Source organism: Sphingomonas sp. Leaf38 (genome assembly GCF_001421825.1).
Taxonomy (GTDB): Bacteria; Pseudomonadota; Alphaproteobacteria; order Sphingomonadales; family Sphingomonadaceae; genus Sphingomonas.
In genome coordinates, this window is sequence record NZ_LMLD01000009.1 from 336,363 (window position 1) to 350,520 (window position 14,158).

The window sequence follows — 14,158 nt, forward strand, 5'->3', positions numbered from 1 at the left end:
CGATCATCGACGGGCGCGCGAAGCGGGCACGACACGAGCACGACGCGGGCGGCGATCATCCCGGACGGGCTGCACGAAGCGCAGCGCGCCGATATCGTCGTGATCGACGGTACGTTCAGGATGGCGTTCCTGGTCGCGACTATCGGCGACTACGATCCTTCGTTGTCGCCGATCGACGAGAGCGCCCCGCTGCGTGAACGCGACATGCGTGCGGGGCGGGCGTCGGCGCATACCGCAAACGCCCGACCGGCCTAGGCCTTCTTCATCTGCTTGACCGCATGGTCGGCCGCGCGGGCAGTGAGCGCCATGAAGGTCAGCGACGGGTTCACACAGGAGATCGATGCCATCTGCGCGCCGTCGGTGACGTACAGGTTCGACGCCGCATGCGCCTGGCTCCACTCGTTGAGCACCGACGTGCGCGGGTCGCGACCCATCCGGGCGCCGCCCATCTCGTGGATCGCATCGCCGGGGACATGCTCGCGTTCCGTGCTCTTGACGTTGGTCAGGCCCGCGGCCTTGAGCATCGCCTCGCCCTGCGTCCGCGCGTCGGACATCATCTTCAGCTCATTGTCGCGGAAGGTCACGTCGAAGCGGACCAGCGGCACGCCGAACCGGTCGACCTTATTCTGATGGAGCGACACGCGGTTGTCGGCATAGGGAAGGCACTCGCCGAACGCGCCCATGCTGAACCGCCACGGCGCATATTTGCGCATGCCCTGCTTCATCGATGCGCCGAATCCGACCGGGGCGGCGGGGCTACGGAAAGCGCTGCCCTGATAGCCATAGCCGCGCTTGAAGCCGACACCCTCGTCGCTACCGACGTTGCGAAAGCGCGGGATATAGACACCGCCTGGACGGCGACCGAACTCGATGAATTCATCCATGCCGGGAATGTCGCCTTCGACCCCGACGCGGAAGATGTGATCCATCACGTAGCGCCCAAGCGTGCCGCTGGCGTCGAAATAGCTGCGATCGCTGCCCGGTGCGCGCGAGTTGAGCAGGATCTGCGTCGAGGCGATCGCGGAAGCGCAGAGGAAGACGAGATCGGCCTGCACCGTTTCCACCTGCCCTGTCTTCGCATCGATATAGCGGACGCCGGTAACCTTCTTGCGCGCCGCGTCATAGGCGAGATTGGTGACGACCGCGTCGGACTTCAGCGTCAGGCGACCGGTCGCGCGCGCGGCGGGCAACGTCACCGCCTGGGTCGAGAAATAGGCACCGAACGAACAGCCGTTGCTGCATTGATTGCGAAACTGGCACTTGGTGCGGTTCTGATCAGGCTTGTCCTCGGTCATATTCGACAGCCGCGTATTGATCAGCTTCCGGCCGGGGAACTTCGTTTCGAGCCCCTGCTTCAACCACTTCTCGGCGATGTTCATCGGCATCGGCGGTTGAAACTCGCTATCCGGAAGATGTGCGAGGTTCTCGCGCGAGCCGGATACGCCGATATATTTCTCGACATAGCTGTACCACGGCGCGACGTCGTCATAGCGGATCGGCCAGTCGCCATCGATGCCGTCCCGCTTGTTCGCCTCGAAATCCTCCGGGCTCCAACGGAAGCACCAGCGCCCCCAGATGATCGACTTGCCGCCCACCGCAGCGGGGCGGATCCAATAGAATTTTTCGCCCTCGTCATAGGCATAGGGGTTCAACCGGTCGTCATTGTAGAATTCCCGGTTGCTCGGCGAGACATAGCCATGCTTGGCAATGAAATAATCGCTGTCCATCAATGCCTTGGGCATGATGTTGCGCGCGGGCACCTCGTAAGCCGGCTTGCCGTCGTAGGTGTAGCCCTCGCCGTGCTCAACCATCTTGCCGCGGTCCAGCATCAGGACGCGTAATCCCTTTTCGGTCAGTTCCTTTGCGGCGAAACCGCCGCTTACGCCCGAACCAATGACGATCGCGTCGAACCTGTTGGTCTCAGCCATGATCTTCCTCTCCTAATTCTCAGTCAGAAACACACGCTTCAAGATCACCCCCGTTTAAAAGCGGAGGGCGCGCAGTGTCCGGAAGCTCGTTGTGATGTCGGGCAGATACGGCGCGGGGGCCTGATCATTCTCGACGTAGAAATGCCGGACGCCGGCGCTGGCCTTCAGTTTGAAGAGCGCGGCGAAATCGACCGTGCCTGCACCGACCGCGGCCATGCTGCGATCGGGCCGCATGTCCTTGACGTGATAGGCGTAGAGCCGCTGCGACAGGCGTTCGATCAGCGTCGTCAGGTTTTCACCCGCATGCAACGCCCAGTACAGGTCGAGTTCGAGCTTCACGAGCGTCGGATCGGTCTCCTTCAGCAGCCGCTCGTACAGGCTGACGCCGCCCGGTTTGATCGTGAATTCAAAATCGTGGTTGTGATACGCGAAGCCGAGCCCGGCCCTTTTCAGGTCTTTGGCGAACCGGTTGAAGTTCGGCAGTGCTGCGCTCCAACCCTGCTCGTTGCGATGCTCGTCGGTCATGTACGGCAGCACGACGGTGGTCGCGCCGAGCGTCTTGGCCATCGCGACCGACTGGTCGAACCGCTGAAGCAGCGCGTCATAACCGATATGCACCGACGGCGCTGTCAAACCGAGCGTGTCCATCGTCCGGCGCAGCTTCGCATGGTCCATGCCCTCATAGCCGCCACCGCCGAACTCGACTTCGCGATAGCCGATCTGCGCGACCTGCTTGAGCGTCCCGAACGGGTCCTTCGAGAAGATGTCGCGGATCGTGTAGAGCTGCAGGCCGATCGCCTTCAGCTGCGCGGCGGAGGCGGTGGGCACGAACGCGAGCGCCGCGGCGGCGCCCGAGCCGGCGAGCAGGTTGCGACGGCTGAGGATCATGCGGAATATACCTTATTGACCTGAGAATAGGGGAATGCGCCGTTATACTCGCCCGGCACCGGCAGATATTCGCGCTCCTGCGTCATGCCGATTTCCGACGTGTAATAGCCGGTAATCACGAGCTGCCGGAACGCTTCGAAGAACACGCCGCCCGACGGGATCTGGTCGTTCATCGCCAGCGTCAGGAGCGCGTCGTGCTGCGCCGCGGTCGCGCCTGCGCCGGGCACCTTATAGTCCTTCAGACAGCGCGCCTCGATCGCGTCGAGCCCGGCGAGGATCGGCACCCGATCGGCGGGTGCAGCCCAGTCGGCGAGCAGCTTTTCGATGTAAGCCGGAACGCCGGCGGCAATCGCTCCCGGCGTATCAGTAGTCGGAACGACGCGTTCGCTGAGCGCAGTCATGAGCGCACGCTGGGAGGCCGTGAACACCGCGACGCTCGGCGGACCTTCGCTGATCGCCGGGATGCCGGCGGCCGAGCCTGGCGCTTGCCCGACGCCGGCGGCGCGCGCGATCGGGGCGAAAAGGGCACTGCCGAACATGCCGACGACGCCGGCGAGCGCAGTTCTGCGATCGATCATTTACCGTCCTTCTTCAGATCTTGCGCGATCGCCGCCTCGGTCAGCGGACGGACCCAGATATTGCGAAACGACACTGGTGAATCGTGATCCTGCAACTGGATCGGCGCGGCGTCCGCGTGTGCAGCGTAGCTCGCGACCTTGCGCCAGATCGTCGTGCCGAGCATCGCCTGGTGATTCTGCACGAGCACGCCGTTCAGTAGCGCGGTGACATACGCGGGGCGAACCAGACTGCCGTTCGCGGCAAAGCGCGGCCGTTCGAACACGATGTCGTAGGTCTGCCACTCGCCCGGCTTGCGCGCGGCGTTCACGAGCGGCGGCTTCCAGCCATAGACCGCGCCGACGGTGCCATCGGCATAGGTCGGGTTCTGTGACCCATCGAGGATCTGCAATTCGTAGCGTTGCATGAACCAGATCCCGCTGTTGCCGCGATCCTGCGAGTTTTTGGTCGGCGGATACGGCGAGCGGAATTCGAGATGCATCTGAACGTCGCCGAAGCTCTGTTTGGAGACGAGGTTGTTCTCGCCGCCGCTTGCCGCGCGCGACGGGATCGTCAGCGCGCCGTTTGCGATCGGCCATGCGATGCGATCGGCCCTCCAGGCATCGAGCGAACGGCCGTCGAACAGCACGATCGCATCCGCAGGCGCGCCGCCGGGCATGGCGGCCGGTGCGACGACGATCGGCGCGGGCCGGTCGGCATCATGGACGCGCCATTGTCCGCCGGGCAGCATCGGCGTGTCCTTGAACCCCGGCTTCTCCTGCGCCGCGACCGGCCCTGCCGTCGTCAGCCCCATCGCCGCGATGACTCCCGCCATCACACCCGTCTTCATCCTCATCCCCCTCATGCCGCGTCGATCTCGCGATAGGCGGCGATCAGGCGATCCTCACCCGCGCGGCCAGCGATCGAATTGCCGTGTTCCATCCCGATCACGCCGGTATAGCGTTTCGCCTTCAGCCACTTCACGATCGAGGCGAAGTTGATCTCGCCGGTCGACGGTTCGTTGCGCCCTGGATTGTCGCCGAACTGGATATAGCCGATCTCGTTCCAGCAGGTGTCGAGCGTCGGGATCAGGTTCCCCGACTGGATCTGCTCGTGATACAGGTCGGCGAGGACCTTGACCGCGGGGCTGTTGGCGCCGCGCGCGACCGCGTAGCCCTGCGATACCGTCTGCATATAGACGCCGGGATGGTTGGTCCGCGTGTTGAGCGGCTCCATCACCATCGCCGCGCCTGACGGCGCAACGATATCGCCCGCGCGCCGCATCACGTCGATCACGCGCGCGGTCTGGATATCGACCGGCACCTTTGGATCCATGAAGCCGGTGACGACGGTCATCCGCCTGGCGTTCAACCGCTTGGCAACGTCAAGCGAAGCGCGGATGTCGGCAAGAAATGCCTCGCGCTCGGCGCCGTCGGTCGCGCCGAGCAACGGTCGCGACTTCGACCATTTGGGCATGCTGGCGACGAACACGCCCATCGTCATGCCGCGCTGCGCGAGCGCCTTCGCCATCTCCTCCTGCTCGGCCACCGATCGCGTCGCCGCCTCGTTGTCCTCCCAGGCGGTGAAGCCCTGATCGGCGGCATAGGCGATCTGCTCGATCCGTCCCCCGCGACTGGCGAAGCTGCCCTCGTGCGGCGCATAGGCGAGCGAGAAGCGTGCCGCATTGCTGCTGCGGCGTTGCCCCGCGGCCATCCCCGGCACCAGCGACGCCGCGGCGGCCGCGCCAAGTAGCGTTCTGCGCGAGAGCGTCATGCGGTGCGCCCCATCATTTCGACCCCTCGGACTTGAGATACGCGATGATCGCCGCGCGCTTGGCCGGATCGGGTGTCGCGATCGGCATGCGCGTGCCGGGCACCTTCTTCTGCGGAGCCGCAAGATACTCGTTCAGCGTCTGCTCGTCCCAACGCAGCTTCGAGGCCTTCATCGCGGCCGAATAGTTGAAGCCGGGCATCGCCGCAGCAGCACGACCGACCACGCGGTAAAGATTGGGGCCGATGCCGTTGCGGCCGCCCTTCACGACGGTGTGACAGGCGCGGCACGCGGCGAACGCCGGTGGTGAGGCCGGGGTCGACTGTGCAGTGGTCGGCGCGGAGGCCGTGACCGCCGCAACCGCCGCGATACTTCCCGCAACTATAGCCATGAGCAGCTTCATTCATTCTCTCCCGACGTCACTAAAGTCCATTTCTGGTCAGATCCTGCGTTGGCGATCACCGCCTCGATGAAGCGCATCGTGCGCAGGCCATCGATCACGCCCGGACACCAGCGATTGCCAGCGTCACCGCGAATCGCCGAGGCGAAGGCGCGGTACAAGTTGGCGAATGCTTCAATATAGCCCTCGGGATGTCCCGCGGGTGTACGCATCAACGCGGCCACGCCGTCGTGCAGTCCGGGGCCACCGGTCCGAACGATCTCGGCGGGACGATCGAGCCAGCGTAACGTCAGCGTATTGGGCTCCATCTGCGCCCAGTCGAGCCCGCCGCGCTCGCCGTGGATGCGCAACCGCAGCCCGTTCTCCTCGCCCGCCGCGACCTGGCTCGCCTTGAGCACGCCGCGCGCGCCGCCCTCGAACCGCAGCAACGCGCTGACGTCGTCGTCGAGCCGTCGACCCTCGACATGTGTCGTCAGATCGGCGGATACCGATTGCACGGCCAGCCCCGATACATGCTCGGCGAGCTGGAACGCGTGTGTGCCGATGTCGCCAAGACACCCGCCAAGCCCGGCGCGCGCGGGATCGGTCCGCCATTCGGCCTGCTTGTTGCCGTCGGTATCGATCGGTTGGCTGAGCCAGCCCTGTAGATATTCGACCTGGACGAGCCGGATCGCGCCGAAATCGCCGCGGGCGGTACGCGCGCGCGCCTCTTCGATCATCGGGTAGCCGCTATAGGTGAATGCCAGCGCGAACCGTCGGCGGCTGGCCTTGGCGGCGGCCGCGATCGCCTCGGCCTCGACGACACTCATCGCCATCGGCTTTTCGCAGAAGACGTGGAACCCCGCGTCTAGCGCGGCGATCGCCATCGGCGCGTGCAGATGGTTCGGCGTCACGATCGCGAGCGCATCGATTTTCTCGCTCTCCGGCAAGGCGCGTTCGCGCTCGATCAGCGCGTCGAGCGAAGGATAAACGCGCTGCGGATCGAGCCCAAGCAGGTCGCCGGTCCGCACGTTGCGCCCTCCATCGGTGCTGAACGCGCCCGCCACCACGTCCCAATCGCCGTCGAGCGCGGCCGCCATGCGATGGACCGCGCCGATGAACGCCCCCTCCCCGCCGCCGACCATGCCGAGCCGCAGCCGGCTCACGACCGGTCCTCCGACAGACCGAGCAGCGCGCGGATCGCGGTGCGGTCGACGCCGCTGGCGGCGAAGTCGTCGAACGCGCGGTCACCCCGGCGGATGATGTGATCGCGGATGAATGGCGCGCCTTCACGGGCGCCGTCTTCCGACCGTTTCAGCGCACACTCCCATTCGAGCACCGCCCAGCCGTCATACCCATAGTGCGCCATTTTGCTGAAGATCGCGGAGAAATCGACCTGCCCGTCGCCGAGCGAGCGGAACCGGCCCGCGCGGTCGACCCAATTCTCGTAGCCGCCATAAACGCCGGTTCGCCCGGTCGGGTTGAACTCGGCATCCTTGACGTGGAAACACGAGATCCGGTCGTGATAGCGATCGATGAAGTCGAGATAATCGAGCTGCTGCAACACGAAGTGCGACGGATCGAACAACAGGCGCGCGCGCGCATGATTGTCGACTGCGGCGAGGAACCGCTCCCAGGTCGCACCGTCATGGACGTCCTCGCCCGGATGGACTTCGAACGCACAATCGACGCCAGTGTCCTCGAACACGTCGAGGATCGGGGTCCAGCGGCGTGCGAGTTCGGCGAATGCCTCCTCGATCAGCCCGGCGGGGCGTTGCGGCCAGGGATAGACATAGGGCCATGCCAGCGCGCCCGAGAAGGTCGCATGCGCAGACAACCCAAGATTGGCACTCGCGCGTGCGGCGAGCTTGACCTGTTCGACCGCCCATACCTGCCGCTCGGCCGGCTTGCCGTGGACCTCGGGCGGGGCGAATCCGTCGAAGAGCGTATCGTAGGCGGGGTGGACCGCGACCAGCTGGCCTTGCAGATGGGTCGACAATTCGGTGATTTCGATGCCGTATCTGGCCAACCCGCCGCGGATCTCGTCGCAATAGGTCACGCTCTCGGCGGCAAGCTTGAGGTCGATCAACTGCGCGTTGCATGGGATCTGCACCCCGACATAGCCGAGCCCGCCCGCCCATTTCGCCAGCCCGTCGAGCGTGTCGAACGGAGCCTCATTCCCGAGGAACTGGGCGAGGAATATTCCAGGTCCCTTCATGCCGGTCATGCTCCGCGCGCCCTGGTGTCGTCGCGGAACGTGACCTGGAACAACAGCGCGATCACCGCCGCGGCAATCGCGGGATACCACCACATATGCTGCCAGTCGACGATGCTCGGCGACGCGGGGAGCTGCGCGTAGAGCAGCGCGCCGATCTGCGAGCCGAGCAGCATCCCGACGCCGTAGGTGAACAGCGTCAGCATGCCCTGGGCTTGCGCGTTGACACCCTTGGGGGTCGCGATCGTACCGGTATAGATCGCGCCGGCGACGAAGAAGAAGTCGTAGCACACGCCGTGCAGCGCGACGCCGAGATACACCGCCCACAAGGACGAACCGCCGTCGCCGATCGCGAACAGCGCGTATCGCAACGCCCAGGCTGCCATGCCGACCAGCAGCAGCGGCTTCACACCGAACCGCCGATACAACCATGGCATCGAGAACATGAAAACCAGTTCGGACATCTGCCCGATCGCCAGCGTGCCCCCCACATTGCTGATCCCCGTCGCGCCGATATAGGGCGAGGCATAGGCGTAATACATCGCCAGCGGGATCGAGATGAGCGTCGCGCACGTGATGAAGATCAGGAACGAGCGCTGCTTGAGCAGCCCGAACGCCTCGACGCAGAACACCTGGCGAAGGACGCTCTCGTCGCGCGGCGCGTCCGACGCGACGTTGGGCAACGTGATGCTATAGAGCCCCAGTGCAATCGACACGACCGCCGCGACGCGGAAGATCTGCGGGCTTGCGGACAGGCCGGCCCAGCCAATGATGAGGCCGGCGGCGATCCAGCCGAGCGTCCCGAACGCGCGGACGAACGGGAACTTGTCGGTGCGCTCGCCAAAGCTCTTCAGCGCGATCGTGTTGGCGAGGCCGACCGTCGGCATATAGAGGATCATGTAGCAGAGCAGCAGCCAGACGAAGGTCTGCCCGCCCTCCGGCGTCACCAACGACGGCAGCACAAACAGCAGCACGCCGCCGACTAGGTGCAGGATCACCATCAGCATCCGCGGGCTTACATAGCGCGCCGCCGCCATCCCGAGCAGGAACGACCCGACGATCGAGGCGATCGGCCCGACAGAAAAGGCGTTACCGATCAGAGTACCGATCCCGACCGTCTGCATCACGAGACCAAGGGTGACGGTCCAGGCGCCCCAGACGAAAAACTGCATGAACATCATCGCGCTCAGGCGGCCGGTCAGAAGACCGCTCGTCGTGACTTGGGATCCCTCGCTTGCAAGCGCCATTCGCTACCTCTCCGATCGCAGTTTGCCTGCTTGTCGACGCCAAGGCTACGGAGCCTGGCAACGAATGTAAAGGATTACATCGGATATATATCGACAGTGCCGACGACCGGATCCATGACGCCCCTATGCCGACGATCATCGAAGTGGCCGCGCTTGCGGGGGTTTCCACCGCCACCGTGTCGCGAGTGCTCAGCCGCCCCGAACAGGTGTCCGAAGACACGCGCACGCGCGTGCTCGCGGTCGTCCGCGAGTCCGGGTACGCGCCCAACGTCGCCGCGCGGAGCCTGCGGACATTGCGCGCCGCCAAGATCCTGCTCACCGTGCCTGACATCTCGAACGCCTTCTTCGCCAGCGTCATCCGCGGCGCCGAAGAGGCTGCACGCGACGCGGGCTATTCGGTCGTCGTCGGCGACACGCGGCACGATCCCGAGGTCGAGGATCAATATGCCGACATGCTCTCGCGCCGCGAAGTCGATGGACTGATCTTCCTAGGCCACCGCTTGCCCGCCCGCCTCGCGTCTTTGTTGGCGCGCAAAGGGGCGGCCGCGCCGATCGTCAACGGTTGTGAATACAGCCCCGATCTCGGCGTCCCGAGCGTCCATATCGACAACGCCGCAGCGAGCGCCGACGCGATCAAGCATCTGATCGGACTTGGCCATCGCAGGATAGGCGTGGTCACCGGGCCCGAGGTCAGCCCGATCAGCCGCGATCGCCTGGCGGGCGCGATCGACGCCGCGACCCGCGCTGGCCTGCGCGACAGCCTGCACATCCGAATCGGCGATTATTCCGCGCGCTCGGCCGTCGACCACGCCCGCGACCTGCTTGCGCAGGCGATGACGGCGATCTTCTGCTTCAGCGACGAAATGGCGATGGGCGCCCTTAGCGCGATCGGCGACGCGGGGCTGTCCTGCCCGGCTGATATCTCGGTGATCGGCTTCGACGATCTGCCGCTCGCGCGCTATTTCCAGCCGCCGCTGACCACGATCGCGCAGCCCAAGAGCATGATTGGCCGCCGCACCGTCGATCTGCTCGTCGATATCCTGCGCGGCGTCGACAGTGCTTCACGGCAGGTCACGCTGCGGCACGAATTGATCATTCGAAGCAGTACCGCACGACCTCATTCGAGGGATCGATGACCGGTCTTGCCCTCGCCGTTGCGTGTAAATCGGCACCGAGCGCCTTGGCGGCGTCAGCTTGGCAGCCGACGACGAGGTGATCGCAACGATCGCTCCCATCACCGTGACGATCTACAATGCCCGGATCGACACGCCGCCGGTGCTGAGCAGCAACCCGGGGTCGCCCGCGTTCGATCCGACATGGACCACCTGCGCGTGCCAGCCGGTCAGCCCCGCAGTCGTGATCGTTGCTGCCCCGACCACCAAGTCATAGCCCGGTGGCGCGTGCATGAACGTGGTCGCGGGGTGCACGGCATGGCGCTGCGCAAAGCCGTCGATCCCGTCGCCCGGCTGTCGCCGATCGTCGGCGGCCCGTCCTATCGGCCGGGAAGGAAGTACGGCAAGACGTCATCCCCGATCGCTAGTCGGTAACGCCCTGCCGACGCCCTCGACGATGCCGGCACCGTTGGACTGCGGCCCGCGCCGTGCCGCGCTAGGCACCCTGCCGGAGACGACGCCAAGATCGTTGAAAATCGAGCAAGCTGCCGTGGATCGCCACGCGGATCATGTCACGACAGGGTGCGCCATAGCCTAAGGTCGGGCACGGATCGATCGTCGACACGATGCCGCCACGCGCCGCACGACGATTCCCGTATGCGTCGGCGACGCGGACTCGACACCGGCGAGACGATGACGAGCAGCGCCGCCATGCGCATTCACCGCATTACTCGGCAGTCGCCTTCAGGCCGCGATCCTCGAGCATCGGGCCGATATCGGGATCCTTGCCGTAGAACGCTTTGAACATCGGGGCGTATTCCTGCGTGTGGCCCTTCGACAGAATCATGTCGCGGAAGCGCTGCCCGTTCGCGCGCGTCAGGCCGCCATGCGCCGTGAACCACGCATAGGCATCGTTATCGAGCATCTGCGTCCATAGATACGCGTAATATCCCGCGGCATAGCCACCCGCCCAGATGTGCGCGAAATAGCTGGTGCGATAGCGCGGCGGGACATCCTTCGTGTCGAGCCCCATCGTGTTGAGCGCCTTCGTCTCGAACGCATCGACGTCCTGCGGCCCCGCCGAGGCCGGCAACGAATGCCAGTCCTGATCGAGCGTGGCTGCGGCGACCAGCTCGCCGAGCTCATAGCCCTGGTTGAACTTCGCCGCGTTCTTGATCTTCGTGACCAGCGCCTGCGGCATCACCGCGCCGGTGCGGTAATCCTTGGCATAGTTGGCGAACACCTTGGGATCGAGCGCCCAATGCTCGTTGAACTGCGACGGGAACTCGACCCAGTCGCGCGCGGTGTTGGTGCCCGACACCAGCGGATAGGTCTGGTTCGCGAACAGCCCGTGCAGCGCATGCCCGAACTCGTGGAACATCGTCGTCACGTCGTCGAACGTGATCAAAGCGGGCTGGCCCGGCGCCGGCTTGGTGAAATTGCCGACGTTGTAGACGACCGGCTTGGTTTTCAGCAGCTTCGACTGGCCGACGAAGTTCGACATCCACGCGCCGCCCGCCTTGTTGTCGCGCTTCCAGTAATCGAAATACATCAGCCCGAGCTCGGAGCGGTCCTTGTCGTAGACAGTGAACACCCGGATGTCCGGCTGATAGGTCGGGATGTCGCGGCGTTCCTTGAAGCTGACGCCGTAGAGCTCATTGGCGGCGAAGAACACGCCGTCCTGCAACACGCGACCGATCTCGAAATACGGCTTCAGCTCGTTCTGGTCGAGGTCGTACTTAGCCTTGCGCACCTTGTCCGAATAGAAATCCCAGTCCGACGGCGCGAGCGGGAACGAAGCGCCGGTCGCGTCGATCGTCTTCTGCAACTCGGCGGCCTCACGCCGCTGCTCCGCGGCTGTCGCGGGCACGAGCTGCGTCATGAAGCCCTTGGCCGCCGCCGGGGTCTTGGCCATCTGGTCGTACAGCGAATAGGCGGCATAGTTCGGATAGCCGAGCAGCCTGGCCTTCTGCGCCCGCAACTGCGCGATCTTCGAAATCAGCGCACGCGTATCGGTCGCGTCGCCGCGCTGCGACCGGTTCCAGCTCTTCTCGAACAGCGCGGCGCGGGTCGCACGATCGCTCAGCGACGCGAGCGCCGGCTGCTGCGTCGTGTTCTGCAGCGACAGGACATATTTGCCCGGCATCCCCCGCTCCTTGGCGCCTTCCGCCGCGGCGGCGATCTCGGCGTCGCTCAGCCCGGCGAGCTTGGCCTTGTCGTCGATCACCAGCGCGCCCGCCTTCGTGCCCGCGAGCAGCTTCTGCTGGAAGTCGGTCGTCGCGGTCGAGATCTGCGTGTTCAGCAGCCGCAGCTTCGCCTTATCGGCGTCGTTCAATTGCGCGCCGGCATGGAGGAAATCGCTGTGATAGATCTCCAGCACCTGGCGCTGCTCGGCGTCGAGACCGAGCGTATTCTTCTTCGCATACAGCGCCTGCACGCGCGCGAAGAGCTTGGGATCGAGATAGATCGCATCGCTATGCTGCGCGAGCTTGGGCGCCTCGATGCTGCGGACCTTGTCGAGCACGTCGTTGGTGTTCGCCTGCGACACCCCGAAGAACGCCTGGCTGGCGCGGTCGAGCGTCCGGCCGGAGCGCTCCATCGCCTCGATCGTGTTGGCAAAGGTCGGTGCCGCGGGATTGTTGGCGATCGCCTTCATCTCGGCGATCTGCTCGGCCATCCCCTGCTCGAGCGCGGGCTGGTAATCGGCGTCGGTAATCTGGTCGAACCGCGGCGCCTGGAACGGCAGCGTGCTGGGCACGGTCAGCGGGTTGACGCGCGCCGCCTGGACCGTGGTGGCACCGGCAAGGCAGCACAGAATCGCGGCGGAACGAAGCAGGGTGGAACGCAGCATCGATGGTTCTCTACGGCAGGAGTGATGACGCTCTTCTTGCATGGACCGTCAACCCGCCACAACGTCTGATTATCGCGTCCACCCGGCCGTTGCGGACCAGGCTAGACGCGCTTCGACCGCAGCGTGATCCGCGTCATTTCCGCCCATCGGCCAAGCCGCATCGCGAAGCCTGGCCACAGCCCGGTGCCGTTGCTCACATACAGCGTCATCCCGTCGACGTCGTAGCGCCCCGAAACGAAGCCGCCATTGGCGAGCGCAAAGATCCGGTCGAAGCCCAGGATCATGCCCCCATGCGTATGCCCGGACAGCTGCAGCGCGACCCCGCGCGCCGCCGACTGCCGCGCCGCCTTGGGCTGGTGGTCGAGCAGCAGGACCGGCACCCCAGCCGGCGCACCGGCCAGCGCCGCGGCAAGATCCGGCCCCGCCTGCCCGACCGCGGGCGCGGAGAGATCGGTCACGCCCGCGAGAACCAGCCGCGCATCGCCGCGCGTGAGCAGCGTATGCGCGTTGGGCAACATGCGGATGCCCAGCCCCTGAAGATGCCGCATCCATGCCGCATAATCGAAGAAATACTCATGGTTGCCGGGGATCGCATAGACGCCGTCCGGCGCGCGCAGGTCGCGCAGCGGGGCGACGTCCGCCTGCCGCATCGCCACCGACCCGTCGATAAAGTCTCCGGTCACCACGATCAGGTCCGCGCCCGACGCATTGGCGCGCGTCACGACCGCCCGCGCCCAGTTCGCGGGAAACAGCCGGCTGATATGCAGGTCGGTCAGCTGCAGCACGCGGTATCCGTCGAACTGCGGCGGCAGGTCACGGATCGTGACCTCGACGTCCTTGATGACCGGTACGCGGATCGCGTTGGCGACGCCGATCGCCGCCAGCACCGCGGCAAGTCCCGCAGTCGCATAGCGCACCGCGTCGGGCACCACCGCACCACGTCGCACCAGCATCGTCGCCAGCGTCGCGAGATCGACCAGCATCTGCAGGATGGCGAGCAACAGGATCGCGCCGAACGCCCAGTTGAACGCGATCACGACGGCGCGGGGAAATTCGGGCGCGAACACCGACCCAGACGAGAGCCGGCTCCACGAATGATACTGCGACGCCAGCAGCAGCAGCACCGCGACGACCAGCTTGACCGGCACCGTCAACGACAGCGGCCACAGCCAGCGCAGGATCACGTACAGGCACGGCAGCGAAAAAATCAGCT

14 protein-coding genes are annotated in these 14,158 nt (G+C 65.4%); 2 read left to right on the plus strand and 12 right to left on the minus strand.

The features are described from left to right. The first annotated feature begins 99 nt into the window (after positions 1 to 99). A complete protein-coding gene (locus ASE88_RS18705; protein WP_156356894.1) occupies positions 100 to 255 on the plus strand; it encodes a hypothetical protein in 156 nt (51 codons plus the stop codon). On the opposite strand, the gene ASE88_RS03850 is transcribed toward ASE88_RS18705, so the two are convergent. The 9 genes from ASE88_RS03850 to ASE88_RS03890 are packed head-to-tail and all read right to left on the minus strand — an operon-like array spanning position 252 to position 8,982. After that, entirely contained in the window at positions 252 to 1,928 is a 1,677-nt protein-coding gene (locus ASE88_RS03850) for a GMC family oxidoreductase (RefSeq protein WP_056475574.1), read from the minus strand. The genes ASE88_RS18705 and ASE88_RS03850 overlap by 4 nt on opposite strands. Positions 1,929 to 1,982: 54 nt before the next feature. Next, positions 1,983 to 2,816, minus strand: a complete 834-nt coding sequence (locus tag ASE88_RS03855) for a sugar phosphate isomerase/epimerase family protein (protein ID WP_055876236.1) — start codon at positions 2,814 to 2,816, stop codon at positions 1,983 to 1,985. Further along, a complete protein-coding gene (locus ASE88_RS03860) occupies positions 2,813 to 3,394 on the minus strand; it encodes a gluconate 2-dehydrogenase subunit 3 family protein (protein WP_056475579.1) in 582 nt (193 codons plus the stop codon). The genes ASE88_RS03855 and ASE88_RS03860 overlap by 4 nt, the downstream gene beginning before the upstream one ends. Then, positions 3,391 to 4,206, minus strand: coding sequence for a DUF1080 domain-containing protein (locus tag ASE88_RS03865; RefSeq protein ID WP_056476382.1), 816 nt, complete (start codon positions 4,204 to 4,206; stop codon positions 3,391 to 3,393). The genes ASE88_RS03860 and ASE88_RS03865 overlap by 4 nt, the downstream gene beginning before the upstream one ends. Positions 4,207 to 4,232: 26 nt before the next feature. Continuing rightward, positions 4,233 to 5,144, minus strand: a complete 912-nt coding sequence (locus ASE88_RS03870) for a hydroxypyruvate isomerase family protein (protein ID WP_056475582.1) — start codon at positions 5,142 to 5,144, stop codon at positions 4,233 to 4,235. Positions 5,145 to 5,157: 13 nt separating this feature from the next. Beyond that, positions 5,158 to 5,544, minus strand: coding sequence for a c-type cytochrome (locus tag ASE88_RS03875; protein ID WP_156356895.1), 387 nt, complete (start codon positions 5,542 to 5,544; stop codon positions 5,158 to 5,160). Continuing rightward, positions 5,541 to 6,665 (minus strand): Gfo/Idh/MocA family protein, encoded by a 1,125-nt coding sequence (locus ASE88_RS03880; protein WP_056476388.1) that lies wholly within the window; start codon positions 6,663 to 6,665, stop codon positions 5,541 to 5,543. The genes ASE88_RS03875 and ASE88_RS03880 overlap by 4 nt, the downstream gene beginning before the upstream one ends. Positions 6,666 to 6,682: 17 nt before the next feature. Beyond that, positions 6,683 to 7,747, minus strand: coding sequence for a sugar phosphate isomerase/epimerase family protein (locus tag ASE88_RS03885; RefSeq protein ID WP_056475585.1), 1,065 nt, complete (start codon positions 7,745 to 7,747; stop codon positions 6,683 to 6,685). Continuing rightward, positions 7,744 to 8,982, minus strand: coding sequence for an MFS transporter (locus tag ASE88_RS03890; RefSeq protein WP_055876247.1), 1,239 nt, complete (start codon positions 8,980 to 8,982; stop codon positions 7,744 to 7,746). The genes ASE88_RS03885 and ASE88_RS03890 overlap by 4 nt, the downstream gene beginning before the upstream one ends. A gap of 125 nt (positions 8,983 to 9,107) precedes the next feature. Between ASE88_RS03890 and ASE88_RS03895 the strand changes: the two genes are divergently transcribed. Further along, positions 9,108 to 10,118, plus strand: a complete 1,011-nt coding sequence (locus tag ASE88_RS03895) for a LacI family DNA-binding transcriptional regulator (protein WP_055876250.1) — start codon at positions 9,108 to 9,110, stop codon at positions 10,116 to 10,118. Between the two features lie 111 nt (positions 10,119 to 10,229). Here the strand turns inward: ASE88_RS03895 and ASE88_RS18710 are convergent, their stop codons facing one another. The 3 genes from ASE88_RS18710 to ASE88_RS03910 form a co-directional block, all read right to left on the minus strand. After that, positions 10,230 to 10,388 (minus strand): hypothetical protein, encoded by a 159-nt coding sequence (locus tag ASE88_RS18710; RefSeq protein ID WP_156356896.1) that lies wholly within the window; start codon positions 10,386 to 10,388, stop codon positions 10,230 to 10,232. Between the two features lie 433 nt (positions 10,389 to 10,821). Then, positions 10,822 to 12,945 carry a M3 family metallopeptidase gene (locus tag ASE88_RS03905; RefSeq protein WP_082466177.1) on the minus strand — a complete coding sequence of 708 codons (2,124 nt, stop codon included), beginning with the start codon at positions 12,943 to 12,945 and terminating at the stop codon, positions 10,822 to 10,824. A gap of 101 nt (positions 12,946 to 13,046) precedes the next feature. Further along, positions 13,047 to 14,129 (minus strand): metallophosphoesterase, encoded by a 1,083-nt coding sequence (locus ASE88_RS03910; protein WP_235527806.1) that lies wholly within the window; start codon positions 14,127 to 14,129, stop codon positions 13,047 to 13,049. Positions 14,130 to 14,158 lie beyond the last annotated feature (29 nt).

Bases quoted from the DNA above. Each gene is read 5' to 3' on its own strand.
- ASE88_RS03850 (WP_056475574.1), bottom strand. From the start codon at position 1,928: ATGGCTGAGACCAACAGGTTCGACGCGATCGTCATTGGTTCGGGCGTA.
- ASE88_RS03855 (WP_055876236.1), bottom strand. From the start codon at position 2,816: ATGATCCTCAGCCGTCGCAACCTGCTCGCCGGCTCGGGCGCCGCCGCG.
- ASE88_RS03860 (WP_056475579.1), bottom strand. From the start codon at position 3,394: ATGATCGATCGCAGAACTGCGCTCGCCGGCGTCGTCGGCATGTTCGGC.
- ASE88_RS03865 (WP_056476382.1), bottom strand. From the start codon at position 4,206: ATGGCGGGAGTCATCGCGGCGATGGGGCTGACGACGGCAGGGCCGGTC.
- ASE88_RS03870 (WP_056475582.1), bottom strand. From the start codon at position 5,144: ATGACGCTCTCGCGCAGAACGCTACTTGGCGCGGCCGCCGCGGCGTCG.
- ASE88_RS03875 (WP_156356895.1), bottom strand. From the start codon at position 5,544: ATGAAGCTGCTCATGGCTATAGTTGCGGGAAGTATCGCGGCGGTTGCG.
- ASE88_RS03880 (WP_056476388.1), bottom strand. From the start codon at position 6,665: ATGGTCGGCGGCGGGGAGGGGGCGTTCATCGGCGCGGTCCATCGCATG.
- ASE88_RS03885 (WP_056475585.1), bottom strand. From the start codon at position 7,747: ATGACCGGCATGAAGGGACCTGGAATATTCCTCGCCCAGTTCCTCGGG.
- ASE88_RS03890 (WP_055876247.1), bottom strand. From the start codon at position 8,982: ATGGCGCTTGCAAGCGAGGGATCCCAAGTCACGACGAGCGGTCTTCTG.
- ASE88_RS03895 (WP_055876250.1), top strand. From the start codon at position 9,108: ATGCCGACGATCATCGAAGTGGCCGCGCTTGCGGGGGTTTCCACCGCC.
- ASE88_RS18710 (WP_156356896.1), bottom strand. From the start codon at position 10,388: ATGCACGCGCCACCGGGCTATGACTTGGTGGTCGGGGCAGCAACGATC.
- ASE88_RS03905 (WP_082466177.1), bottom strand. From the start codon at position 12,945: ATGCTGCGTTCCACCCTGCTTCGTTCCGCCGCGATTCTGTGCTGCCTT.